General features: G+C 61.6%; 23 protein-coding genes. 16 read left to right on the top strand and 7 right to left on the bottom strand.

What is annotated here, in order from left to right; genetic code table 11:
• Positions 1-13 precede the first annotated feature (13 nt).
• Positions 14-1873, top strand: coding sequence for a S1C family serine protease (locus AB8841_RS04905; RefSeq protein ID WP_370434716.1), 1860 nt, complete (start codon positions 14-16; stop codon positions 1871-1873).
• 65 nt (positions 1874-1938) lie between these two features.
• Here the strand turns inward: AB8841_RS04905 and AB8841_RS04900 are convergent, their stop codons facing one another.
• Positions 1939-2946, bottom strand: a complete 1008-nt coding sequence (locus AB8841_RS04900; protein WP_370434715.1) for a 3'-5' exonuclease — start codon at positions 2944-2946, stop codon at positions 1939-1941.
• A gap of 301 nt (positions 2947-3247) precedes the next feature.
• On the bottom strand, positions 3248-3664 hold the full coding sequence (locus tag AB8841_RS04895) for a hypothetical protein (protein ID WP_370434714.1): 417 nt from the start codon (positions 3662-3664) through the stop codon (positions 3248-3250).
• On the opposite strand from AB8841_RS04895, the gene AB8841_RS04890 reads away from it, so the two are divergent.
• Positions 3663-3929: a hypothetical protein gene (locus AB8841_RS04890; RefSeq protein ID WP_370434713.1), complete on the top strand. Its 267-nt coding sequence runs from the start codon at positions 3663-3665 to the stop codon at positions 3927-3929. The two genes, AB8841_RS04895 and AB8841_RS04890, sit on opposite strands and share 2 nt — an antisense overlap.
• Before the next feature lie 408 nt (positions 3930-4337).
• Here the strand turns inward: AB8841_RS04890 and hisD are convergent, their stop codons facing one another.
• Positions 4338-5621, bottom strand: coding sequence for a histidinol dehydrogenase (gene hisD / locus AB8841_RS04885; protein ID WP_370434712.1), 1284 nt, complete (start codon positions 5619-5621; stop codon positions 4338-4340).
• A gap of 194 nt (positions 5622-5815) precedes the next feature.
• Here hisD and AB8841_RS04880 point away from each other — a divergent pair, with 194 nt between their 5' ends.
• The 6 genes from AB8841_RS04880 (at position 5816) to AB8841_RS04855 (ending at position 12235) form a co-directional block, all read left to right on the top strand.
• Positions 5816-6364: a cupin domain-containing protein gene (locus AB8841_RS04880; protein WP_370434711.1), complete on the top strand. Its 549-nt coding sequence runs from the start codon at positions 5816-5818 to the stop codon at positions 6362-6364.
• 166 nt (positions 6365-6530) lie between these two features.
• Positions 6531-7568: an ABC transporter substrate-binding protein gene (locus AB8841_RS04875; protein WP_370435540.1), complete on the top strand. Its 1038-nt coding sequence runs from the start codon at positions 6531-6533 to the stop codon at positions 7566-7568.
• A 157-nt stretch (positions 7569-7725) separates the two neighbouring features.
• On the top strand, positions 7726-8790 hold the full coding sequence (locus AB8841_RS04870; RefSeq protein WP_370434710.1) for an ABC transporter ATP-binding protein: 1065 nt from the start codon (positions 7726-7728) through the stop codon (positions 8788-8790).
• Complete coding sequence (locus AB8841_RS04865; RefSeq protein WP_370434709.1) at positions 8787-9974, top strand: ABC transporter permease; 1188 nt, start codon at positions 8787-8789, stop codon at positions 9972-9974. Before AB8841_RS04870 ends, AB8841_RS04865 begins: the two co-directional genes overlap by 4 nt.
• A 58-nt stretch (positions 9975-10032) precedes the next feature.
• Complete coding sequence (locus AB8841_RS04860) at positions 10033-10773, top strand: ABC transporter permease (protein WP_370435539.1); 741 nt, start codon at positions 10033-10035, stop codon at positions 10771-10773.
• Positions 10774-10846: 73 nt separating this feature from the next.
• On the top strand, positions 10847-12235 hold the full coding sequence (locus AB8841_RS04855; RefSeq protein WP_370434708.1) for an aspartate aminotransferase family protein: 1389 nt from the start codon (positions 10847-10849) through the stop codon (positions 12233-12235).
• A 208-nt stretch (positions 12236-12443) separates the two neighbouring features.
• Here AB8841_RS04855 and AB8841_RS04850 read toward each other — a convergent pair whose 3' ends face one another.
• The gene (locus AB8841_RS04850) at positions 12444-13049 is read right to left on the bottom strand and encodes a hypothetical protein (RefSeq protein WP_370434707.1); all 606 of its coding nucleotides are present in this window, start codon (positions 13047-13049) and stop codon (positions 12444-12446) included.
• Between the two features lie 165 nt (positions 13050-13214).
• Here AB8841_RS04850 and AB8841_RS04845 point away from each other — a divergent pair, with 165 nt between their 5' ends.
• Together AB8841_RS04845 and AB8841_RS04840 are read left to right on the top strand one after the other, a co-directional pair.
• Complete coding sequence (locus AB8841_RS04845; protein ID WP_370434706.1) at positions 13215-14513, top strand: DUF445 domain-containing protein; 1299 nt, start codon at positions 13215-13217, stop codon at positions 14511-14513.
• A 163-nt stretch (positions 14514-14676) separates the two neighbouring features.
• The gene (locus AB8841_RS04840) at positions 14677-15183 is read left to right on the top strand and encodes a hypothetical protein (protein WP_370434705.1); all 507 of its coding nucleotides are present in this window, start codon (positions 14677-14679) and stop codon (positions 15181-15183) included.
• Between the two features lie 54 nt (positions 15184-15237).
• Here the strand turns inward: AB8841_RS04840 and AB8841_RS04835 are convergent, their stop codons facing one another.
• From AB8841_RS04835 to AB8841_RS04825, 3 genes are all read right to left on the bottom strand, one after another.
• The gene (locus tag AB8841_RS04835) at positions 15238-18129 is read right to left on the bottom strand and encodes a cation-translocating P-type ATPase (protein WP_370434704.1); all 2892 of its coding nucleotides are present in this window, start codon (positions 18127-18129) and stop codon (positions 15238-15240) included.
• Positions 18130-18515: 386 nt separating this feature from the next.
• Positions 18516-18821, bottom strand: coding sequence for a DUF5132 domain-containing protein (locus AB8841_RS04830; RefSeq protein ID WP_370434703.1), 306 nt, complete (start codon positions 18819-18821; stop codon positions 18516-18518).
• 70 nt (positions 18822-18891) lie between these two features.
• The gene (locus AB8841_RS04825; RefSeq protein ID WP_370434702.1) at positions 18892-19209 is read right to left on the bottom strand and encodes a DUF5132 domain-containing protein; all 318 of its coding nucleotides are present in this window, start codon (positions 19207-19209) and stop codon (positions 18892-18894) included.
• Positions 19210-19910: 701 nt separating this feature from the next.
• On the opposite strand from AB8841_RS04825, the gene AB8841_RS04820 reads away from it, so the two are divergent.
• From AB8841_RS04820 to AB8841_RS04795, 6 genes are all read left to right on the top strand, one after another.
• Positions 19911-20165, top strand: coding sequence for a hypothetical protein (locus AB8841_RS04820; RefSeq protein ID WP_370434701.1), 255 nt, complete (start codon positions 19911-19913; stop codon positions 20163-20165).
• A 213-nt stretch (positions 20166-20378) separates the two neighbouring features.
• The gene (locus AB8841_RS04815; RefSeq protein ID WP_370434700.1) at positions 20379-21404 is read left to right on the top strand and encodes a LacI family DNA-binding transcriptional regulator; all 1026 of its coding nucleotides are present in this window, start codon (positions 20379-20381) and stop codon (positions 21402-21404) included.
• A 26-nt stretch (positions 21405-21430) separates the two neighbouring features.
• The gene (locus AB8841_RS04810; protein ID WP_370434699.1) at positions 21431-22387 is read left to right on the top strand and encodes a substrate-binding domain-containing protein; all 957 of its coding nucleotides are present in this window, start codon (positions 21431-21433) and stop codon (positions 22385-22387) included.
• A complete protein-coding gene (locus tag AB8841_RS04805) occupies positions 22384-23199 on the top strand; it encodes an ATP-binding cassette domain-containing protein (RefSeq protein WP_370434698.1) in 816 nt (271 codons plus the stop codon). Before AB8841_RS04810 ends, AB8841_RS04805 begins: the two co-directional genes overlap by 4 nt.
• On the top strand, positions 23196-24200 hold the full coding sequence (locus tag AB8841_RS04800; protein WP_370434697.1) for an ABC transporter permease: 1005 nt from the start codon (positions 23196-23198) through the stop codon (positions 24198-24200). Before AB8841_RS04805 ends, AB8841_RS04800 begins: the two co-directional genes overlap by 4 nt.
• A gap of 3 nt (positions 24201-24203) precedes the next feature.
• On the top strand, positions 24204-25268 hold the full coding sequence (locus AB8841_RS04795) for a phosphotriesterase (RefSeq protein ID WP_370434696.1): 1065 nt from the start codon (positions 24204-24206) through the stop codon (positions 25266-25268).
• Positions 25269-25302 lie beyond the last annotated feature (34 nt).

Raw genomic sequence — 25302 nt, 5'->3', positions numbered from 1 at the left:
TTAGGGGTGGCTCATGCGTCTCGTCTCTGTTGTTTCCGCGATCGCCGTTTGTGCGTTCAGCTCGCCGGTTCGGGCGAGCTCGTATACGCTTTCAGGCGATGCGCGATGGGTCGCCTTCGCGAGCCGGCAGAGTGTTGACGAGGCTGTCGGTGTCGCACGCGTGTTCCGGTGGCGATTCCCCAATATCAGGGTCATGCAGGCGACCAATGGCTGGTACGCCATCGTCGCCGGTCCCGAGCGAATTCCAAATCCTCGTGCTTACAAGGACGCCTTGGTCCGGGCGGGCGAGATCCCGGATGACACGATCATTACCAAGGGCCAGGGATACATCTCCGAGGTCTGGCGGCCTTCGACCTTCACGCCGCTCGCTCAGGCGAAGTATGACGGCTCGAAGCAAGCTGTCTTGCGCACCGGCGAGCTGGTTCTCGATATCTCGAGCCTTCCGAGCGACAGCGGCGGTGGACGGTTCCCCGTCCTGTCCGGACACGCGAATGGTCGCCTCGCTTTCTCGGCTCGCCTCGAGGAGAGCTCGAACGAGGTTCCGAACGCCGAGGTCTCCGTCGCGCGCCTCGATCCAACCAATCCCGAGCCGCAGGTCATCTTTTCGTCATTCTGGGGCGGCGCACATTGTTGCACGGTCACGAAGATCGCAACGAAGATCGGGCCGGAGTGGCGCGTCGTTCAAGGCAAGACGATCGACGGAGACGGCGGCTACACTTTCGATGACATCGACGGCGATGGCGCCGCCGAGCTGTTGAGCGTCGATCAGAGCTTCCTCTACGCCTTTGCCCCCTATGCTGGCTCCTGGGCCCCGGAGACGATTTCAAAGCTCTCCGGCGAGCGTCTTATCGATGTAACGATGCATCCGGACTTTCGAGCCTATATGCGCCAGGAGCTCTTCCGGATCGAGTACCTCGCGACCCGGGAGCCGCGTCTCTGGCACTCCAACGGATTTCTGGCAGCATGGGTCGCAACGAAGTCTGTTGTCGGCGAGTTTGAGGATGCCTGGAGCCGAATGCTTCCTCTGTACGACCGATCCAGCGATTGGCCCCTGACCGAATGCACGGTTGCAAAGGTGAACGGCTCCTGCCCTGACGGGAAGGAGCGCACCATTTCGTTCCCGGTAGCCTTGCGCAAGCACCTTGAGCAGGAGGGGTATCTCCCGAAAAGCACTTCGGCGCCGCGCCCGGAGAATGTCGCAGTTGCAAGGCCCGCACCGATCGCGCCCGGTCCGGCTCCTCAGGAAGGCAAGAGCTCATCCTCGGGAACCGGTTTCTTCGTAACGCAAGAGGGACACGTCGTCACGAACAACCACGTGATCGAAGGGTGCACGGCCATCCAAATCAAGCCTGCCAACGGCTCGCCGCTTCCTGCGAGGGTCATCTCCCGGGACACGACCAATGATCTTGCTCTGCTGAAGCTCGACTACGCACCCGATACGACCGCTTCTATTCGCATAGGAGTTCGTCTGGGCGAGAGCGTTGCGGCCTTCGGGTTCCCATTGAACAGTGTCCTTGCAAGCTCCGGTAATTTCACCCTTGGCAATGTGACCGCGCTCGCGGGCATCGCGGACGATTCCCGCTTCCTCCAGATCTCGAGCCCTGTTCAACCAGGGAACAGCGGCGGTCCGCTCATGGACGAGAACGGGAACGTGGTGGGCGTGGTCACGTCGAAACTCAATGCGCTCACAACGGTCGTCGCGATCGGTGATGTTCCTCAGAACGTGAACTTCGCCATCAAGGCAGGAACGCTTGCGACCTTTCTGGAAAGCGCCCGAATCGCCCCTCGGACCTCCGCCAGCCCGATGCGCTTGTCGCCGCCGGACTTGGCCGATGCAGCCAGCCGGATCAGCGTTTTCGTCCGGTGTGAGTGAGAGGCCGACTGCGTGTTCGGCGGTCTCGGACCTCCATGAACACTCTCGTGGTGGATGAGGCTAAATCAAGAAGTTGAGCGGAAACGCTCGAAGGCTGTGATCTTCTGGGTGAACGGCTCCACGTCCCGGCGGTAAATCTCCCGCCGCAGAAAGGTCAGTTCCATCTCGTACGCGTCTTCGGCGATTTCAATGAACCAGGATTTGGGGCGACCGTTTGTGCCATCATTCCAGCGATAGCCCCGCTTCTTAAGCTCATCTTTCATCTCGAAGGGGCTGCCTTCCGCCCAAATCCGCAGCAGGGCTTTACGCGCCGAAATCAGAAGATGGGACATGGCGCTGCCCGCATCGCCGGGCAGAGAAGCGGCCAGCACCTCGAGAAGCGCATGGCAGTCCTCGACGGCGCGATGGCCCTGATGAAACCAGCCGCATTGGGAGAGCAGATATCCTAACTTCGAGCCCTCGAAGCCGAAGTTGGACCAGGATACCTCCGCATGGGAGCAGGCCCACGCCTTCAACGAAAATCCATGGATCAAGCGCTCACAGAAGGGACGATCGAAGCGAGCGTTGTGGGCGATCACCAGGTGGGCCGGCTGGATGAAGGCCTCAACGGCGTCCAAGTCGATCGACTGGCCTCTGACCATGTCGGGCGTTATCCCGGTCAGACGCGTGATCTCGGGCGTAATCGGGACGGATGGTTCTCGCAGAGCATTGAAGGTGCCGACGACCTCGCCGATGCGGCCATCCTCATCATACGAGAACGCCACCATCCCAATCTCGATGACCTCGTCGCGCGTATGGTCGAGACCTGTGGTTTCGGTGTCCACGATGACGGCGAGCTTTCCGCCTGGAAGCGCGATGCGGGACGCGGTCACGGGCCGAGGAAGGAGGCGGCGGAGAATGCGATATTGCCCGCTCGCCTCGAGGCTATCGGCGGCCATTTCGAAATTGGCCGGGTCCAATCGGAACGCTCGCCTTTGCCCTTGAGGCTTAAGCTGGATGTCAGAGGTGACGGGCTTCTGGACGGATGGAGCGATCACGTCCAGTCCTTGAAAGAGATCGGCCTGTCCCCGCATTCAGTCCCGCTCCTGTGACAATGCTGCATGTCTTTGATGAGTCGGACAAACCGTAGGATGGAACTGGTCGCCACATGGTTAAAGGACGCGAGGTTCACGGCACATCTGGCAATCAGGCTCAAGCGGACGCGAACAAAAGAGGCGTCCGGAACTCCTGGAGACCAACGCGAGAACCGGATCCGTGACGATTCCATTGCATGTAATTGCTGCCGGATGTCTCGGGGCGAAAGCTGTGCGAAGTGACAGGGTCGTCTTGCGCGAGTGAACCGAACGGCCACGTTGTCATTATCATGGTCGAGGATCACTGCTCCTCGGCCCGGCCGCTTTCGGCCTTAGCAGATGAAGGAATGACAATGGCTACGAACAAGAAGGATGGCACTTCCCAACCTAGTAGGAGCCGGAAGGCGTCGGAGAAGTCCTCCTCCCGAAGTGTCACTAAGAAAGGGACCACCACTGCCAAGCGTGCGCAGCCCAAGGCTATGCGTGCGCAGCCCAAGGCGATGGCCGGCTCCCGGTCCGCGACGAAGTCCCAGGCTGTTCCGGCGAAGGCCCGTTCCTCCGCAGGGTCACGCACGGCGGCACGCTCGACCTCCGGCGCGTCGAGGTCACGTTCCGCGACACAGGCCCGCTCGCGGTCGCAGGGCAGCATGCTGAACCCGATGGCATGGCTCTCGACTCTTGAGACAACGCTCACCTCGCCGCAGGCACGCGCTGTCATGGCCGAGGCTCTCAGGGCCGTCGCGAACGTGCTCGAGAAGCCGCAGGGCAGCGAACAGGGGCAGGGCCGTGTGGCCCAGCAAGGCAGGGATGCCGTGTCGGCCGCAGGAAGTCTCGGCGCCGAGATCGTTGCTGCTCCGCTGGAGGTCGCAGCGGCTGCCATCGGAGCTGCAGGGGAGGTCGTGACGAGTGCACTCGGCGGTTCGGCGGGCGAGGGCAGCGGCAATAGCCGGAAGGGCGGCAGGCGGTCCTCCACGCGGAAGTGATCATCGGCCACTGGCAATTACAGCATCGGATGTGAAATCGAACCCATATCCGATGCTGTCGGCCTACGGTCTCGAGCGTCTTTTCACGCAAAACCCGTCCCCACATCCCGCGTTCGATGCTCTCGCCCAGCAAGACCATCGGTCGGATGGACAGCGGGTCCCCAGTACTAGCCCGTCCGGCCGTCAAAGAACGCGAGGTCCGGAGCTGGCGCGTGCCGGCGGTTCCTCGTACGGCTGCGCAAGTCTTGGATCTGGCCTCACGCCTTACGAGTACGTTCATCACTTAAGCTGGAGACATCGGACACTCATTCGAGATAGGCATCATCTTGCGGGACCCTTCTCGGAGCCCCGCCGGTCGGCAGGCGCGAGGATCATCCTGGTTGAGTCAGTCCGATACGGATGTGTCCTTCAGGCCGTCTTCATCCGGATTGCTGCTGCGCGGCGGTGGCCCTCCAGGCCCTCGCTCTGACTTTGTCGGGTCGCCGGCGGCGCCACAGCGGCGACCCCACGTTCATCCAGCCACTGATGCGTACAGATCTTGACGTAGGATCCGACCCAGAGCCCACCCGTATATCGTCCCGCCGCCATGGTCGGCAGCGTATGATTGGTTCCGCAGCACTTATCCGAGTACACGACGCTGGCGAGTGGCCCGATAAAGAGGGAGCCGTAGTTGCGCAGTTTACGCGCGGTCGCGTGAGGATCGGCTGTGTGGACCTGAAGATGCTCGGCAGCAATGAAGTCGGAATAGGCAACCATTGCTTCCTCGTCCTCGCATAGCGCGACCTCGCCATAGTCGCGCCATGCGGGCCCGGCGACAGGCGCGGTCGGCAGGTCGCGTAGCTGTCGCTCCACCTCCGCAAGCGTTGCCTGCGCGAGCCTCCGGCTCGTGGTGATGAGCCCCACCCGCGTCCGCACGTCGTGTTCGGCCTGAGCGAGAAGATCCACGGCGATCAATTGGGGATCTCCGGTATCGTCGGCGACCACGAAGATTTCGCTTGGGCCTGCGAGCTGATCGATGCCGACACGCCCGAAAACCTGCCGCTTCGCCTCGTTCACGTATGCATTGCCGGGCCCAACGATCTTATCCACCGCAGGAATCGTCTCCGTTCCAAAAGCCATGGCGGCAATCGCCTGGGCGCCGCCTACCCGGAAAATGCGGTCCGCGCCGGACAGGTGACAACCCGCGACCATAGCCGGATGCGCCTTAGGGGGCAGGCAGGCGATGACCTCTTCGCATCCGGCGACTTTCGCGGGCACGAGCGTCATGACCGGAGCGGACAGGAGAGGGTAGCGCCCGCCCGGAACATAGGCGCCGATGGTCCGGATGGGGATGACACGGTGGCCCAGATGAAGGCCGGGCAGGGCTTCGATATCGAGCGGCAGGAGCGTGCCCAGCTGAGCCTGTGCAAAGGCGCGGACGCGTTCGATCGCGAATTCGGTGTCACGGCGCGTTTGTGGGTCGAGATTCTCGATGGCCTCGGCACGCTCCTTGTCGCTGACCTCAAAGGCCGTAACGTCAGCCTGATCGAAGGCCTTCGAATAGCCGCGGAGAGCGGCATCTCCCCTGTCGCGGACGTCCGCGATGATGCCTCTGACGGTTGCCTCGATCTCTGCGGTTTCCGTTGCAGCATCGTGCTTCGAGGCTTTGAGAAAAGTGATTTTGGCGCGCGTGCTCGCGGTCAGGGTCGACATTGCTTCCTCCCGGTGCGTTGACCCAAGTTCACGGATCGGGCCGCTGTCCTCAAGACAGCTTGACCGGGTTGTTCATAATTCTCACCAGGAGTAGGGTTGTGCATGGGAGGCTCAAGGGGGCTCCGGGGTGTCGAGGACCAGAGTTCTCCGGGAAGGCGCTCGCGAGCACGGCAACTTCATCATGCGAGATTGCAATGCCGAAGATTGGAGCACGATTACTGGAGTTGCGCCGCCGGCGCGGATTGAGTGTTCGGGAGCTCGCGTTGCGGTCGGGCATCTCGCACTCGTCGATCTCGCTGATCGAGCGCGACCGTATGAGCCCCTCGGTCGACACCCTGAGCGCCATTCTAGATGCGCTGGGAACGACGCTGACCGGGTTTTTCGCCGAGATGAACGCGGCCGCGCCCTATTCGCCGTTCTATCCGGCCAGCGAGTGGGTGGAGATCGGAAAGGCACAGACGATCTCCTATCGGATGCTGGGGGTGAATCAGCCCAACCGCCAGATTCTGATGCTGCACGAGACCTACGCGGTTGGGGCCGATTCCGGCGTGCCGTATTCCCACTCGGCCCAAGAGGCCGGGATGGTCGTCCGCGGTGCCGTCGAAGTGACGGTCGGGGATCAGAGCAAGGTCCTGGGAGAAGGCGACGGCTACTATTTCGACAGCAGGGTACCCCACCGGTTTCGTAACGTATCGGGCGGGACAAGCACCATCATCAGTGCGGTCACGCCGCCCACGTACTGAGATGCTGACAGACCGAGACGTCTGTCGTCACCGCGGGTGTCACAGAGGCGTGGTGGTGATTATTCTCACCAAGGAACGGCCTTGGCAGCCGTTAATCGGCCACGTTATGCTCGGCTCCCCCAGAGGAAAATAACCAACAGAGGGATAGACGATGAATTCCGCGAAGATGCTTTCCGTCGCCGGCTACGTATCCGCCTTGCTCATCGGCTGGAGCGTGCAGGCCGTTCAGGCCCGTGATCTCACGGTAGTTTCCTGGGGCGGCAATTACCAGGATGCCCAACGCAAGATCTACTTCGAACCCTTCTCCAAGAAAACCGGCAAGCCGGTCCTTGAAGAAAGCTGGGATGGCGGTATCGGCGTTTTGGCCGCCAAGGTCAAGGCCGGTACGCCCAATTGGGACGTTGTTCAGGTCGAGGCCGAGGAACTGGCGCTCGGCTGCGCCGACGGCTTCTATGAAAAGATCGATTGGAACAAGCTGGGCGGCAAGGACAAGTTTCTGCCCGCGGCCGTGGATGATTGCGGGGTCGGGGCCATCGTGTGGTCGACGGCTCTGAGCTACGACGCCAATCGCCTGAAGGAGGCGCCGAAATCTTGGTCCGACTTCTGGGATGTAAACAAGTTCCCGGGTAAGCGTGGCCTCCGGCGGGGACCGAAATATGCGCTCGAGTTTGCCCTGATGGCCGACGGTGTTCCGCCCGCCGACGTCTACAAGGTGCTGGCGACGCCGGAAGGGGTCGATCGTGCGTTCAAGAAACTCGATCAGCTGAAGCCGCACATCGTCTGGTGGGAATCCGGTGCACAGCCTCTGCAGCTTCTCGCGTCCGGCGAGGTGGTGATGACCTCCGCTTACAATGGACGCATTTCGGGCATCAACAAGACCGAGGGCAGGAACTTCAAGGTCGTCTGGCCCGGTAGCTTGTACGCCATCGACAGCTGGGTCATCCTCAAGGACAGCCCCAACAAGGACCAGGCGATGGATTTCATCACGTTCGCCAGCCAGCCCGAGAACCAGGTGAAGCTGCCGGAGTACATCGCCTACGGCCTGCCGAACAAGGAGGCTGCGGCAAAGGTGCCCGCCGACTTGCAAAAGGACTTGCCAACGGCGCCTGACAACCTCGCGAATTCCGCTCCGCTCGATGCGGATTTCTGGATCGACAACATCGAAGAGTTGAACAAGCGCTTTAACGCATGGCTGGCTCAGTAAATCGAATGCCGGCCTTTTGACAGGGAGAGAGCGTGCAGAGGCTGTCTCACGCTTTCTCCGGCTCGGAAGGATTTCGACGACATCCTGCCGCTGGCGGGACGTGGTAGGCGACGCAACAACCTCACAGGGCACGATCAGAGCCGGATAGAGCAGAGAGATGCAGCCCTTCATTCAGTTGGCGTCCGTTTCAAAGAGCTTCGGCTCGCTCACCGTCATCGACTCGCTGGATCTTACCATCCACAAGGGCGAGTTCCTGAGCCTTCTTGGCCCGTCCGGTTCGGGCAAGACGACGATCCTGATGATGCTGGCGGGCTTCGAGCGACCGACCCAGGGAACGATCACGCTCGATGGCGCCCGCATCGACCAGCTGCCGCCTCACCGGCGCGAAATGGGGGTGGTGTTTCAGAACTACGCCCTCTTTCCCCACATGACGGTCGCCGAGAACGTCGCGTTTCCCCTCGAAATGAAAAGGTTGCCCCGGGCTGAGATCGCCCGGAAGGTCGATCGGGCCCTCGACATGGTTCGACTGGGGCATCTGAAGAGCCGCAGGCCCTCTCAGTTGTCGGGCGGGCAGCAGCAGCGGGTTGCTCTGACGCGGGCTCTCGTCTTTGAGCCCAGGGTCATCCTGATGGATGAGCCCCTTGGCGCCCTCGATAAGCAGCTGCGGGAGCACATGCAGCTGGAGATACGGGAGCTTCACAAGCGGCTCGGCCTGACGATCGTGTTCGTAACGCATGACCAGTCCGAAGCCTTGACGATGTCCGACCGGATCGCGGTGTTCAATGCGGGCAGGATCGAGCAGATCGACAGCCCCCATGTGATTTACGATATGCCCCGTACGCGCTTCGTCGCGCAGTTCATCGGAGAAACGAACCTGATTGAAGCCGATGTCGTCAATGTCCGGGATGGGCACGCGACCATCGCCCTCAGCGATGACCTTGTGGCCAGGGTCCGCCCCGGCCCGGAATTGGAGCCGGGACAGAAGGCGTGGTTTTCGCTGCGTCCGGAGCGGATGCGGCTCGGAGCGGACCCCACTGGAGACAATGTGCTCGACATGATGATCACCGACTGCATCTATCATGGAGATCACATGCGGGTGCAGCTGGCGCGGGGCAATTTTACCTTCACGGCGCGGTGCGAGCGCCTCGCGGGCGACTGGACGGTTGGGACCCCCGTCGTGGTATCGTTCGATCCCCGCGATTGCACGGTGCTCACGCCATGAGCAGGGCACCCGCACGCGAGCGATTGCGCGCATTGCTGCTGATCGTGCCGCTTCTGGCCTTTCTTGCAGTGTTCTTCCTGTGGCCTCTCTGGACAATGATGATGGCGGCCGTCGTTGATGACACGGTCAGCCGTGTGCTGCCGAGGACTGCGGCCTCCATCGTATCCTGGAATGGACAGGATCTCCCGCCGCCGCAGGTCCAGCAGGCTCTGGTTGAGGATCTCAGACAGGCCGGCGACCAGCAGGCCCTGGGGGAGACGGTCCGGCGGCTCAACAGCGCCGTATCTGGTTTTCGAACCCTGATGACCCGCACGACGACCGCCGTCCGCGATGAGGGCAATGCGGCGACCATCGATCTGGCGAACCTTGATCGGCGCTGGCAGGAGCCCCGCTTCTGGCTGGCGCTCAAGGATGCGGTGCCTCCCTACACGGACCGCAACCTCCTGGCAGCCGTCGATATGAAGCGGGAGGCGGACGGGACTGTCGTCAGCGAGGAGCCTGGTGTATCGGCCAACCGGCTGATCATGATCCGCACGTTCCTGGTAGCGGGTATCGTGACGCTGGCTTGCGCAGCCATCGGGTTGCCTTATGCGATGCTGGCTGCGGCCGTGACCGGCTGGAAACGCACGGTGCTTCTGCTGGCGGTCTTGGTCCCTCTGTGGACGTCGTTGCTCGTGCGTACCACGGCCTGGTTCGTCCTGCTGCAGAACGAGGGGCTGATCAACGGAGCCTTGCAGGCCGCAGGCCTGATCGACAGCCCCTTACCGTTGATCTTCAACCGCATCGGCGTGGTGATCGCCATGACGCATGTTCTCCTGCCGTTCATGGTCCTGCCGATCTACAGTGTCCTCCTGTCCGTTCCTCGCAACCTGATGCAGGCTGCTGCCTCCATGGGAGCGGGGCCTCTGCGGGCCTTCTGGCGCGTGCTGCTGCCGCTCAGCCTCCCTGGCCTGTTGTCCGGTTCTCTTCTGGTTTTCATGGTCGCCATAGGCTACTACATCACTCCGGCTCTCGTGGGCGGCGCCAATGACCAGATGATCAGTTCCGTCATTGCGTTCTACGCCATGGGAACGGCCAATTGGGGGCTTGCCGGAGCGCTCGGCATGATCCTGCTTGTGGTGACAGTGATCCTCTATTTCATCTATGGGCGACTCTCGAAGTCACCCCAAGTGCTGGGGGCATGAGGCCGTGTTTCGGACGGTTCAGACCTTGTTCGGTGTCTTGATCGTGACGTTTCTGCTCATGCCGATTGTCGCGATTCTGCCTCTGGCGTTCACGTCGAGCGTCTTCCTCACCTATCCGATCGAGGAGTATTCCCTCCGCTGGTTCAGGGAACTGGCGACGGCGGACGCTTGGCGCCTCTCGATCATGAACAGTCTGATCATCGGACTTGGGGCGACCCTGCTCTCCACGATCCTGGGAACTCTGGCGGCCCTGGGCATGCGGACCAGGACCCTGCCTTTCACGAACCTGTTGAGGACGGTGTTCCTCCTTCCCATGGTGGTGCCGGCGGTCGTTCTGGGCGTGGGCATGCAGATGCTCTTCGTGCGGCTTGGCCTTGCGAGTACCTATCCGGGCGTCATGATCGCCCATGCGGTCCTGTGTGTTCCCTTCGTGATCGTGAGCGTGTCCGCGTCGCTTCAAGGGATCGATCCCTCCGTCGAGAGGGCTGCCAGCAGCCTGGGGGCCACACCCGTCACAGTCTTCCGCCGGGTGACATTCCCGTTGGCGCTTCCTGGCATCATCTCAGGTGCCGTCTTCGCGTTCGCGACGTCGCTGGACGAGGTGGTCATCACCCTCTTCGTCGCAGGACCCAATCAAAGAACATTGGCCCGGCAGATGTTCTCGAGTATCCGGGAGAATATCAGCCCGACGGTCGTGGCCGCCGCCTTGCTGCTGATCATCGGTACGCTTTGCCTTGCAGGACTGGCCGCCTTGCTCAGGTGGCGCCAGGAGAGGATCGCTCTCCGGGCGGCTCCATGAAGAAGGCGGCAGGAGCACCATTCACACGCCTCGGATCATCACGATCGAGCACACCGGAAGGATAGAGAAAATCATGCGTGGACATCCCAACTCGATTGCTGCCCGCGATGTGGAGTACGTGCTCCATCCCGTCACCAATGCCCGCAAGCACGAAGAGATCGGGCCGATCGTGATCGATCACGGTGAGGGGATCTACGTCTACGACGACCAGGGCAATCAGTATATCGAAGCATTGGCCGGCCTCTGGAGCGTGGCGGTCGGTTTTGGAGAGAAACGTCTCGTCGAGGCCGCCAGCCGGCAGATGGCGAAGCTGCCCTATTACCACACGTTCTCTCACAAAACGAACGAGCCCTCCGTTTTACTGGCGGAGAGACTTGTGAAGATGACGCCCGCCCGTCTCAAGCGCGCTTTTTTCACGAACTCGGGCTCCGAGGCAAACGACAGCGTCATCAAGATGGTGTGGTATTACAATAACGCGCGGGGGCTATCGCAGAAGAAGAAATTCATCGCCCGCACCAATGCATATCATGGGATCACTCTGGCCTCTGGCAGCCTGACGGGGCTTGCGGCAAACCATCGCGATTTCGATCTTCCATTCGTCCCGGTGAGACATGTCACCTGCCCGCACTACTATCGATATGCGGAACCGGGCGAGAGCGAGGAGGCCTTCGCGGACCGCCTTGCGGCGGAACTCGAGGCGGTGATCCTGGAGGAGGGGCCTGAGACGGTCGCAGCTTTCATCGGTGAGCCGCTGATGGGGGCGGGCGGTGTCCTGCCGCCTCCCGCGACCTACTGGGCAAAAGTCCAGGAGGTCTGCCGCCGGTACGATGTCCTCATCGTCGCCGATGAGGTCATCAATGGCTTCGGGCGCCTTGGGACGATGTTCGCCTGCGACTATTACGGAATCGACCCTGACATTATGGTGCTCTCGAAGCAGATCACCTCGTCCTACCAGCCGCTGGCGGCGGTCATGATCAGCCAAGACCTGTATGACGGTATCGCCGACAACTCTTCCAAGATCGGCACGTTCGGTCATGGCTTCACGACGTCGGGTCATCCGGTTCCTGCGGCGGTTGCGCTTGAAAACCTCGACATCATCGAGGAAAGGAACCTTGTCGAGAATGCGCGCCGTGTCGGTGAGGTGATGCAGGCGGAACTCCGCGCGCTGGCAGATCACCCCCTCGTGGGCGAAGTCCGGGGCGTCGGACTCATTGCCGGAGTGGAGTTGGTCGCTGACAAGAAGACAAAGGCGAAGTTCAACCCCGTAGGAAAAGTTGGAGCACGGGTGTTCTCAAGTGCTCATGAGAATGGATTGATCATCCGCGCCATTGGGGATGTCATCGCATTCTGTCCTCCTCTGATCATCACGGAGGAGCAAGTCCGCGAGATGGTGGCGCGCTTCAGGATCACCCTCGATCAAACGGCTGCATTGCTGCAGGTCTCGGATGTGACTGCCTTATGATCAAGGCGTGGCCTTTGCGATCTGCGCCCAGTTGACGAGTGACGGAGGGGAACGAATTTTCCCCTCCATTCATGGCGGCCTCGTCGATTCTCGCGCATCGTGCGAAAAAGCGGATCCGGTTGTTCGCACGATACGCTGTTCGATAGTGGGAGCATCGGATGCAATGCCAAAAGTGCAGATCCACTTCCCGTGTCCGATGCGTTAGCGCTCAACCTTGATTGGCGCCATGGGAGCGGTCTCCCTTCAAGGATGCTTCTTCCCAGCCCCTACCTTCGGCGACATGGTGAACGGTGAGCGCATAGTAAAGCAGGGAGGCTGCCGACCCGATCACCTGCCCTCTCATGAGCTGGTAAAGCCCCAGGGCGGCAAATCCCGCTGCCAGAGGTGGGTTCCTGAGAACCCTGGCGGAGCCATAGGCACTCCAGAAATGTTCGACGGCTGTCCCTAGGGGCTGTCCGTAAACTGCCTGAAAGGCGCTCAAGCCGAGGAGTCCCGTGGCCACGCCATCGAGGGTGGCAGGAGTTGCGGCCAAAGCCTCGATCTGTGGAGCGGGCGCGGAGATGAGTCCTGGCCCCTCTGCAACAATCTCGATCAGACTGCCTGTGGTTGCGAGAAGCTCTCGGAGGTCAATCGGCTTTTGATGCCGGATCAGAATGCTTCCGGTCCGCGGATTGGCATGCAATTCATCAATCTTCGGGTGGCCTGCGAGCTGCCGCACAAGCGACGCAAACCACGTCACATCGCCCTTCTTCGAGGATATTCGAAGCCGGGCACGTCCCGGCAGCTGATGTTCGACGACTGCAATGGGCGCCATGTCAAAAATCCTTCAATGACAATCTCCGGGGGACGCCTAACCAATGCTCGACTTGGACGTTAGGTAAATCAGGATACCAGCCATTCAGATCGCACCATAGGTTTGAGCCTGTCGCCGTCGTATCCGGGGCGATGGCTCATTGGACGGACAATTGATGGATCACCCATGCAGCCGGATAAGCCTCATCCACCGACAGCGCTGCCACGCTTCGGCGACGAGCCGGACAACAGCTCTTATGAGGACGGAGCTCGGCAGCGATTGAGGCGCAACCGTCGCTTGGCGACAGGCCTTCTCATAGCCATGGGAGCAACTTATACGGCTACCCATCTGGTCCGGGAGCCCGGCTTCGGAACGCTCCTGGTTCGGGCAGGATCCGAGGCCGGTATTGTCGGCGGGCTTGCCGACTGGTTCGCCGTGACTGCGCTGTTCCGCTATCCATTGGGCCTGCGCATCCCGCATACAGCGATCATCCCCAACAACAAGGACCGGATCGGGCGAACCCTGGGTCGCTTCGTCGAACGGCACTTCCTGACGGAGGAGGCCCTGCTCGCGAAGCTGAGGAAAGCACATGCCGGGCAGCGGATCGCCAAGTGGCTGGCCGCTCCCGAAACAGCTCCCGTGATCGCGGGTACGGTTATTGCTGCCGTGCCCCATCTGATCCGCACACTCGAGAGCCAGGATATCCACGATTTTGCCAACCGTACGCTCGGCGAACAGCTTCGCCAGACGGATCTCGCTCCTATCATCGGGCGCGCCATCGAGATGACGACCGCGAGCGGGGAGGCGGATGTCCTGTTCGAGCGAGCGATTGGTATTACGGTGCAATGGCTCGACGACAACAGGAGCCAAATCGATGAGCTGGTGCGGGAGCGCAGCCGGTGGTGGATTCCAAAGACGATAGACCGCCGTATCGCAGCAGCCATCGTCTCTGGCATCATGGATCTATTGCACGGCTTAGCTAAGCCGGACAGCGACGTGCGGCTGAAATTCAGGGGAGCCCTTGCGACCCTGATCGACGAACTTCTCAACTCTCCCGAGCAGCGGGAGCAGCTCAATGCCTCGAAGAACCGGATCCTGAGCCATCCTGATGTCCAGGCCTGGATCGCCTCGGTCTGGGGCGAACTGTCGCATACCATGCTCGATGATCTGGCTGAGCCTTCGTCCAAGATGCGCACTGCGCTCGAGCAGGGGCTTCACCTTGTCGGCCAAACCTTGGCCGCCGACCAAGCCATGCAGAGCCATATTGATGGCGCTCTCCAACGCTTGGCTAAATATATTATCACCTGGCGCGGCGAGATCGGCGGTTTCATTGCGGAGGTTGTCAGGAGCTGGGACACCCGTACGGTCACGGACCGGCTTGAGCTCGTGGTCGGAAGCGATCTGCAGTATATCCGGATGAACGGCACCATCGTTGGTGCCTGCGCCGGGTGCCTCATCTTCTTGGTGACATCCTTCTTTACGTAAGACCCTCGGTGAAATCCGGCGACAACTCGGCGTCGATTGCAGCAGGTCCTTAGGGGCCTGTCATCAAACCTTCGTCTTATGACCATATAGGCGCGTTCGAAGGCAGTTGGATCAGCTGCTTATCGCAAATGTTTTGCCGATTTGAATCACGAGCTTTTTGACCATGCAGCAGCGGCATCGCGCCCACATTGTCCATCGCATTGCGGGCCGTCTTCGGATCAAGGTCCCGGGGCGGCGGCATGACGCCCAATACTTCCAGAATTTGCGCCGCCGCCTGATCGATCACCCTGAGATCGTCGACATCAAGGTCAATCCGTGCACCGCAAGTGTCCTCATCAACCATCGACCGGGTTTTGATCTGGACGTGCTGCGCAATCCTTTTCTGGAACTCGATCTCGGAAGGGCCACGGTCCGATCGCAGGCACGCCCCGATGCTGAAAGGACGGTGGACCGTCTCGACACCTCCATCCAAAGGCTGACAGGCGGTAAGGTTGACCTTGCGACGTTCCTGGTGAAGATCGCCCTGTCAGTCGTGATGCGGCAGCCGCCGTTCCAGCTTGCGGAATGGATTGCTGAGGTGTTGCTGCGCGCGTTCATCACGTCAAAGGCGGCATTAATTCCGGGTCTTCCGACCTCACGTGAGCCGCAGGGTCTGTCTGCCGCAGCCTAGGGCATCGGACGTGAAAAATGGATTCTACTTTTCACGTCCGCTGTTCTAAGGCGATTAGGGGGTCCGTTCCGGCACGATGGGAGATGTCGGGGCGAAGCGTCCTGACCCGTCTTCAGTCTGTCCACATTCTCGGGAAAAATGCAGGATTTCGGAATTCGAGTCCGGCGAGTTCCAGGCGCACTTCATTGCCTCATTAAACGCAAACGGCAACAATCCTCCTGCCAGCGTCACAAGGCGATCACCGAGCCCGAGGGGAGCCAGGCCCATGAGGCCTCGCACGGTGGGCAGGAGCATCACGGCGGCTTGGGCAGCTGCCGATCCGACGAGGATCTTGGACAATGTCGGATTGGGCGGAAGTTGGCCTGGGCTCAGGGCGCTGACCGTCGCGGATCGACACGTCAAGGCATGAAGCAGCTGAGCCATGACGAGACTATCGAATGTCATCGCCCGTGCCTGTGGAGAGTCGAGGCCATGGCGGGCGACGCCCAGCGCTCCGGCGGCCATCGATCCGGCCGCCATAACCGTCGCTTGCACGGACAAGCGGCTAAGATCCTTGCCGTGAACGATAGGCCGACTCGCAGCTTCCGGCAGGCGGCCCATGACGTTCGCATGCGGCGGGTCCAAAGCCAGTCCGATCCCAGGTAAGACGTCCGAGATCAGGTTAATCCAGAGAAGCTGCAGCGGTGACAGAGCCCCGCCTGAGCCAAGGGCCGCGGCCATCAACATCAGGAGGATCTCGCTCGAATTGGTGCTGAGCAGGTAATGGATCGCTTTGCGGACGTTGGTGTGAACCATACGGCTTCGCTCAATGGCCAGGGCGAGGCTGCCGAGATCGTCCGTATCCAGGAAAATGTCCGCGACCTCCCGGGCCGCTGCCGATCCATCCTGACGCAAGGCGATACCGATGTTAGCGGCGCGCAAGGCCGGGCCGTCGTTCACGCCGTCCCCAACCATCGCGATTCCGATGCCGGACGCCTGCAGGGCATGCACGACCTGCAACTTCTGTGCCGGGCTCATACGTGTAAACACATGTGTTTCCCGGGCTGCGCTGGCGAGGCCCGTCGCGTCCAGACGTTCCAGATCCGCCGCGTCCAGAATCTTGATGTCCTCCTGACCGGACAGCCCGATCTGCTCCGCCACGGCTCGTGCGGTCGCGCCCTGGTCTCCGGTAAGCATCACGGTCCGCACCCCCGCGTGCCGGAGCGTGGCGATGAGCGCGGGTACTTCCGGGCGGACCGGGTCCGCCATGCCCATCAAGCCGAGCCAGGTCAGGTTATCGATACCGCCGAAACCCTGGCCGGAGCACGCGGGCCCTGGATTGCTACAGGCAAATCCCAACACCCGTAGACCTTGTCGCGCCATGGCCAGGTTAAGACGTTCGATGTCGAGGATGCGAGCAGGCGTCAGCTCCGTTCGGCTACCATTTGACAGTGCCTCCCACCGGCAGCGGGCCAGGACCTCAAGGGGGCTGCCCTTCACGGCCATGAGAACAGCGCTACCATCAGCATGGGTGGTGACCATGAAGCGATAGGCCTCACTGCGGTGCTGCACGGACAGACGAGCAAACTGCCGCCGTAGGACACGGGCATCCACGCCATGGCCAAGGGCTGCCCGAACGAGGGCGTTTTCGGTGCTCGAGCCGTTGAGGACGAGCGGACCATCACTGTCCTCGATCTCCGTGTCGCTGCACAGGCAGGCGACTTTCAGCATAGTCTTGAACCGATGGTCCCCGGCCACGCTCAACTCGGCATTGTTCCGATCGAGGAAGGCGCCGCCATGAGTGCGATAGATGTCATCGCCTATAGCAACGGTCGTGACAGACATCTGGTTGAGGGTGAGCGTGCCCGTCTTGTCGAAGCAGACGATCTGGACCGACGCGAGAGTTTCCACCGCATCCAAGCGACGGGCCAGAATGCCGTGCTTGCGCATGTCCTCCACTCCGAGCGCCAAGGTCGTGGTGGCCACCATCGGCAACCCTTCCGGGAACGCGGCAACCGTTAGCGACAATGCGGAGCGGGCCATCTGGAAAAGCGCGAAGCCGCGGAGCCAGCCGATGCCGAAGAGCACGCCGCCTGCTGCCATGGTGGCCCAGACGAGGGTCCGGCCGAGATCATCGAGCTGGCGCTGAAGAGGAGTCTCGGGCGAGACCGTCGTGCCGACGAGTCTCTGGATGCGTCCAACCTCCGTCTGTCCGGCTGTGGCAACCACGAGGGCCGTTCCACTGCCCCCGGTCACGATGGTGCCGCGATAGACCATGTTGGTACGCGTGGCGAGCAGAACATTTGCTTCGACGGGGTCGCCTGGAGATTTGCTCACGGGCAGGCTCTCGCCGGTGAGCGTTGCCTCACTGATCATCAGATCCATGGTGCTCACCAGACGCGCGTCGGCTGGAACGACGACACCGCGGCTGAGCCGGATAAGATCGCCAGGAACGAGAGCTTCCGCCGGTATGTCCCGTGGCTCACCGTCGCGAACCACTCTGGCGGTTTGCGCAGAGGGGAGAGAGAGGCTTCGGATCGTGCGTTCGGACCGGCTCTCCGTTTGGTAGCCGATCATCCCGTTTGCCGCAACAACGCCCAGGATCGCGGCGGCTTCGAGGACGCCGCCGGTGATGACTGAAACAGCGGCGGCCCCTGCCAGCAAGGCGATCGGCAGGCTCTCGAACTGGGCTATCAAGATACTCAGGTTCGACCGCTCTGGGAGAGGCGGCAAGGCATTCGGACCGTTGGAGGCCAGACGATTCCGGGCTTCTGTATCAGTCAGTCCCCTGTCTTCCGAACTGCCGAGAACGGAGAGGACGTGCTCAAGCGCCCGCTCGTGCCAGGCCGTGGATTGAGGCTTTTGCGATATCTCGTCTTCCGAAAAAGCGATCTCGCCTCGCAGCAGCCCGGAGACGAAGTCAACGATGGGTTGGAGCGGAGCAGCCGGATCGTAATAAACAGTCACGTTACCGGTCAGGCTGCTGGCGGCTGCGCTTTGGACAGTGGGTGCCCGCGTTAATCCCCGCTCAAGAAGCTGCTGCAGCGGCTCGGATCCCTTGAGGCCGCCGATTCTCAGTCGCGCTCGGCCGGGAACGGCCGTGTGAAGCGGTTCAATGAGAGCAGGCGCAGGTTGCTTTTCGGACAGCGCATGATCATCGTCGGCAGCATGCAAGGTTTCGGATGGGTTCGGCTGGCCGTCCTGTGGCAAGGACCTCAGAGACTGGTGCAAAGAAACCCTCCTGAAGTCAGCCGCCAGGGAAGCGGTGCTATCACCACCTACCTTGAATCCGAGCTGCTCGCGTCATGGAGGCAACTCACGGCGAATAGTGCTCTCGGGGCACGTACACCGGCTTATGCTGGAGCAGGCCCTTCGGTACGAGCGCTGCGACGGCCACGCTTGCTACCCTGCTCGTCATTCTCATCTCTGGCACTTGCCAGCTCGGCCCGGGCCTCCCCGACAATATCGCCGGTTCTCTCATTCAGCTCGGTCATCGCCGTGCGACCCTGGTCATACGCGATCAGGCCGGCCTTGATGACGGACTTGGCCAGAGGGCGCAAGACCGTCCCAAGCACGGGAGCAACAACCGCCACTCCCAACCCGACAGCAATCCCAGTGGCCACATTGCCACTCTTGAAGATGTCTTCCACCAAGGACATTTGCGCTCTCCTATATTCGTCCGCGGCTCATTCATGGACTCGTTGGAGAAGGAAATCTTGCCAGCGTCGCTTAAGCTGGGGTCGGTGTTCCGGCTTCCGCCGCTCGCTGAGTGGAGATGCGGGACTCCGGAGCTGTCTCACTCTCATCTCTGCCAGCCGCTTCAGAGAGTTCTGCTCGCGCCTCGGCGACGATGTCGCTTGTTCGTTCGTTGAGCTCGGCAAGAGCCACGCGGCCCTGATCATATACCACGAGGCCGGCTTTGATCACTGCTTTCGCGAATGGGCGCAGCGCAGGAATCACCGCTGGCGCCACAACGGCTGCCCCGATGCCAACCGCCAGACCCGTGACGATATTTCCACCCTTGAACATGTCTTCGAATAGAGCCATCGTGCCTCTCCTCGCCATATCGCGGCTCAGTCGCTCTGGCCCAGGTTGACAACTCGAAACGGTTTGCTCTCGGCTCGTCAGGAATTCGAAGCTCCATTCAGAATCCCTATAAATATACGAGAGGGGATCAGCGAGCCGGTTCTGCAGACTTATCCTGTTTGAGCTTTGCCGTGAGCCGCGGCGTCACAATCTTAACGCGGCAGGCAGAACAAGCGTTTCGTCCGATTGCGAAAGAGTGCTGCCAGCGAACTATCGCAGTCTCCACTCATCTCAACGTCATGCAACTGCCATGATGCCGCTGGCCCTGTTCGGACGCCCAAGCAAATGAAGTAAGGTCAGCCATGTTGGCGAGGACCTGATGTGCGTCAGTCTGAGTTGCTCTGAAGGGACTTGGTCGATGGGAGAGACGGCCAGGATTTCCACGGGCTCGTCCCCATCAAGGAACCGACATCGCGCGCTCCGCAAGGCCGTGGCTTCGGATCGGCTGCCCTGTCGATCGAGCCGTTTCGGCGAAGGAATATCAGCCTTGGATCGTCCGCGCTGAACGGAAGCCAGGACGCCTCACTCAGGGAGGGGCATGTGTCTCAAGGTGTAAACACGTGTCCTATTCGGTCAAGCGGCGGGCGCGCCAGGATCTAGGATAGGCGACCTGCTGCGGGTTTCCACCCGGCAGGATCCATCGGTTGCGGAGAGGACACGTGATGAGACATGTTCTGATCGTTCTCAGCCTCCTCGGAGGCTTTTTCGCCCTGAGCTCCACCGAGGCCGGCGCAGTCGTCTGCGCTCGGGGCGTGTACCGCGCCGGATGTGCCGGGCCCAATGGCGCCGTCGGTGTGCGGCGCGGCTACTACGGTCCCGGCCGGGCGGTTGCCGTCCGTCGTGGCTACTACGGGCCGGTCGTCCGCCGCAGCTATTACGGCCCCCGCGGGGCGGTTGTCGTTCGTCGTCGCTGGTGACGGACGCAGATCGGGATGCGCCATGCCGGCAAGAAGGATGCTCGCTTTTGCGGGACGGCGCTCCGCGCCAGACCGGTGGACGGCGTAGTGACGCGCGGCCCGATCAAAGTGCAGGGCTTCTGGAGTATACCGTTATTGCCGCTGCGCGGTTGATTGACAGCGATCCCGGCTGCGCGCAGCTTGTAAACCGGTTTACAAAATCGCGAGACTGGTGTGGGCAATAGCCGGGGCACAAGTCTGAAGGATGTTGCCGGCGCGGCTGGCGTGTCAGTCGCGACTGTCTCCCGCATGCTGAACGGGACCCTTGAGCTGCCGGCCGAAACAAAGGAACGCATCCAGAGCGCGATCCGAGATCTGAACTATCAGCCCAACCCACATGCGCGGCGGTTGAGCTTGGGCCGGTCGGAAACGATCGGCTTGGTTGTTCCTGATATCGCAAATCCCTTCTTCGCGATGCTCGTCGCGGCTGTTGAAGAAGAGGCGGACCGAAGAGGGCTCTCGGTGGCATTGAACGCAACGCTGAACAGGCCCGGACGCGAGATCGCCTACCTTCAGTCGATCGCACGCAATTATATCGACGGCCTTATCTTCCTGACGAACCATCCCGATGACGGGCAGCTGGCAGAGCTGATCAACAAGACCGGCAGGGTCGTGGTCGTCGACGAGGACGTTTCAGGCGCGAAGGCTCCGAAGCTGTTCAGCGATAACGAGATGGGTGGTCATCTCGCTGGAGGGCATCTCGCGGAATTTGGTCACATGAATGTTCTCTTTGTCGGCGGTCCCGAAGCGATGGTCAGCACCCACCGGCGCTTCAGCGGGCTGGAGCGTGCAATACGCGGGGCCTTCGGCGCGGCAGCGCACCTCAAGTCCTACAAAGGAGATTATACGGCGGGCTTCGGCCGACAGGCCGCCCGGCGCTTCATCGCTGAAATGTGCCCGTCGACCGCAATCTTTGCGGGCTCGGACGAAATCGCCGTCGGGCTGATGGAGGTGTTCCAGGCGGAGGGCGTTCGAGTGCCTGACGATGTCTCGATCGTCGGTTTCGACGATATTGGCCCCCTGCATCTTTTTGCGCCGCCGTTGACGGCGATCCGCCAGCCCGTTCGGGCGCTCGGACAACGGGCCTTGTCATTGCTTCTCGAAACAAACTGGCAGGAGAGGGAGCCTCACGCCACCGAGGAGATCCTGCCCGTCGAAATCGTCGTGCGGAAATCCGTTGCGCCGCCGTCGAAACAATAACCTGCGATGGAAACCAGACAGAGGAGATGACCTTGACCTTGAAACGCAGAACCTTCGCCGCCCTGGGCTTGACTGCCCTCACGGCTCTCGCCCTCGGTCCCTCTCAGGCCGAAGCGCAGCAGAAGAAAACCTTCGCGCTCGTGCAGATCAATCAGCAGGCGCTGTTCTTCAATCAGATGAACGAGGGCGCCAAGAAGGCGGCGGATGCCGCAGGTGTCAATCTGGTCGTTTTCAATGCCAACAACGATCCCGCGGCGCAGAACAGCGCCATCGAGACCTACATCCAGCAGAAGGTGGATGGCCTCGCAGTGGTGGCCATCGACGTCAACGGAATCATGCCGGCCGTCAACCAAGCCGCGCAGGCCGGCATTCCGGTCGTGGCCATCGATGCGATCCTGCCGAAGGGGCCGCAGAAGGCGCAGATTGGCGTCGACAATGCGGCGGCCGGCGCCGACATGGGCAAGTTCTTCCTCGACTATGTGAAGACGAATATGGGCGGCAAGGCGAAGGTCGGCATTGTCGGCGCCCTGAACTCGTTCATCCAGAACGTGCGCCAGGAGGGCTTCGAGAAGACAATCAACGGCGCCCCGGGCATCACCAAGGCCGGCGTCGTCGACGGTCAGAACATCCAGGACAATGCCCTCGCGGCGGCCGAGAACCTGATCACCGGGAATCCCGACATGACGGCGATCTACGCCACGGGCGAACCTGCGCTGATGGGTGCCATCGCGGCGGTCGAGAGCCAGGGAAAGCAGGAAGGCGTCAAGGTGTTCGGCTGGGATCTCACGGCGCAGGCTATCGCCGGCATCGACAAGGGCTATGTGGTGGCCGTCATCCAGCAGGACCCCGCCAGCATGGGCGCTGCCGCCGTCAATGCGCTGAAGACGCTCTCAAGCGGCGGATCCGTGGAGCCCATCATCTCGGTGCCCGTCACCATCGTGACCAAGCAGAACGTCGAACCCTACCGAGCTGTGTTCAGATGATGACGGATCGACAGCCCCAGCACGCTGTCGCCGGAGCCGAGGGGGCTAAGCTCCCTCGGTCGACCGGATCCGGGACAGTGCCGCCGCGGGTTTCGCTCCGCGGCATCCGCAAGACGTTCGGATCGCATCAGGCGCTTCGGGGCATCGATCTCGATCTTTATCCGGGCGAGTGCCTGGGGCTCGTCGGCGACAATGCTGCCGGCAAATCGACCCTGACGAAGATCATCTCGGGCACCTACATCCCCGACGAGGGCACGATTGCCCTCGATGGCGAGACGGTACGCTTCTCCGGTCCCGCCGATGCGCGCGCCCGCAACATCGACATGGTCTTCCAGGATCTGAGCCTGTGCGATCACATCGACGTGGTCGGAAACCTCTTCCTGGGCCGCGAGCTCACCATGGGACCATTCCTCGACCGGAAGCGGATGCTCGTCGAGGCGCGGCACATGCTGGATTCGCTGGAGATCCGCATTCCGCGCCTGACCGCTAAGGTGGAGAAGCTCTCCGGCGGACAGAGGCAGGCCATCGCCATCGCCCGCGCGGCGTCCTTCAACCCGAAGGTCCTGATTATGGACGAGCCGACATCCGCGCTAGCTGTCGCCGAGGTCGAAGCGGTGCTCGCGCTGATCAACCGGGTGAAGGCGCGCGGCGTTTCGGTCGTGCTGATTACCCATCGGTTACAGGATCTCTTCCGCGTCTGCGACAGGATCGCCGTCATGTACGAGGGCACCAAGGTAGCGGAGCGGGAGATCGGCAAGACCAATCTCGAAGATCTCGTGAAGCTGATCGTCGGTGAGGGAAGCAACCCATGAGCACCTATACGGAGCGACAGAAAGGCTCGCCGGCCGCCGATTTCTTTGCCGAACATGCGCAGGTTCTTTCCATCGCGATTTTCTTTCTTGCATGCTGTGCCTTCTTCGCCGGGACGACCGATACCTTCATGACTGTCGGCAATATCCTCAACGTGGTGCGCCAGGCTGCGCCGATCCTCGTCGTCGCCGTCGCCATGACCTTCGTGATCATCACGGGCGGCATCGATCTGTCCGTCGGATCGATGGTCGCGCTCATCAATGCCGTTGCGGCGATCATTCTAAGCGTGGGCGCTCCTTGGCCTCTGGTGGTCGTGGCGATGCTCGCTCTCGGCGGGCTCATCGGCCTCGCTCAAGGGTGGTTCGTGGCCTACCAGGGCATCCCGGCTTTCATCGTGACGCTGGCAGGCTTGTCGATCCTGCGCGGACTGGCACTCTATCTCACGCAGGGCTACTCAATTCCCATCAACAACGTGCCAGGCTTCTTCGCCATCGGTCGGGGCGAGTTCCTCGGCCTTCCCGTTCCGGCGCTGATCGCCGTTGGCGTGGCGATCCTCGGCTATGTGGTGATCACCACGACCAAATACGGCCGCCAGGTCGTGGCTGTCGGATCCAACATGGAGGCGGCACGCCGGGTCGGAATGCCGGCGAGGTGGATCGTCGCCTCCGTTTATCTCGTTGCGGGCGTCGCCTCGGCTCTTGCTGGTCTGCTGATCGCCGCGCGCCTAGGGTCCGGATCGTCCAACGCTGCCGTCGGCTTCGAACTGCAGGTGGTGGCAGCCGTGGTGCTCGGCGGCACATCCTTAATGGGTGGACGCGGCACGATCCTTGGCACGGTTCTGGGCACGATGACCATCGCGGTGATCGGCAACGGCCTTATCCTGATGCATATATCCCCCTTCTTCACGCAGATCGTCACCGGAGCGATCATCCTCCTGGCGATCTGGCTCAATACCCGAATCTTCTCTGCGAATTTCCGCTTCGCCATTCGAAAGGCCAAGTGAACGATGAGCCAGGAACTCTCAGAGGCGCATGTACGGTCGGGCAAGGTGATGACCGTCACGGGACCCGTGACGATCGATCAGCTCGGCATGACGCTCATGCACGAGCACATCCTCAACGACTGCCGATGCTGGTGGCACGCGCCGAAGACGCGGGAGCGGCAATACCTCGCCGAGAGTTTCGTCTGCATGGAAATTCTCGGCGAGTTAAGGCAGGATCCTTTCGTCAACAAGCACAACATCACGCTCGACGACGAACCTCTCGCCATCGCCGAACTGAAGTCCTTCGCGGCCGAAGGCGGACGCACCGTCGTCGAACCGACATGCCAGGGCATCGGCCGTGATCCGCGCGCCCTGCGACGCATCTCCGAGGCGGCGGGTCTCAACATCGTGATGGGGGCCGGGTACTATCTCGGCTCGTCGCACCCTGGAAAAGTTGCAGCCATGACGGCCGAGGAGATCGCCGACGAAATCGTCCGGGAGGCGACGCAGGGAGCCGACGGCAGCGACGTCAGGATCGGTCTGATCGGTGAGATCGGCGTCTCGTCCGACTTTACGGAGGAAGAGGAGAAATCCCTAAGGGGCGCGGCCCAGGCGCAGGTGCGCACGGGCCTGCCACTCATGGTGCATCTGCCCGGCTGGTTCAGGCTTGGACACCGGGTCCTCGATGTCGTGGCCGAGGAGGGCGCGGATCTGCGGCATACGGTGTTATGCCACATGAATCCTTCCCATGACGATCAGCGGTATCAGCAGGAGCTGGCCGCGCGCGGTGCCTTCATCGAATACGACATGATCGGCATGGATTTCTTCTATGCCGATCAGCAGGTGCAATGCCCCAGCGATGACGAGGCGGCCCGCGCGATCGTGAAACTCGTGGAGGCAGGATACGGTGACCGAATTCTCCTGTCGCACGATGTCTTTTTGAAGATGATGCTGACCCGGTATGGCGGCAACGGTTATGCCTATATCCCGCGCCACTTCCTGCCGCGCCTGCGGCGGCATGGACTGAACGAGTCCATTCTCGATCAGATGATGCGGGACAATCCCCGCAGAGTGTTCCACGCGACTTGAGCGCTTTTGTCCAAACCCACCAACTTGAACATGG

The sequence above is a fragment of the Microvirga sp. TS319 genome, assembly GCF_041276405.1.
In the GTDB taxonomy this organism is placed as follows: domain Bacteria; phylum Pseudomonadota; class Alphaproteobacteria; order Rhizobiales; family Beijerinckiaceae; genus Microvirga.
The sequence above is the reverse complement of the archived record's forward strand: the minus strand, read 5'-3'. Positions and strand labels throughout refer to the sequence as shown.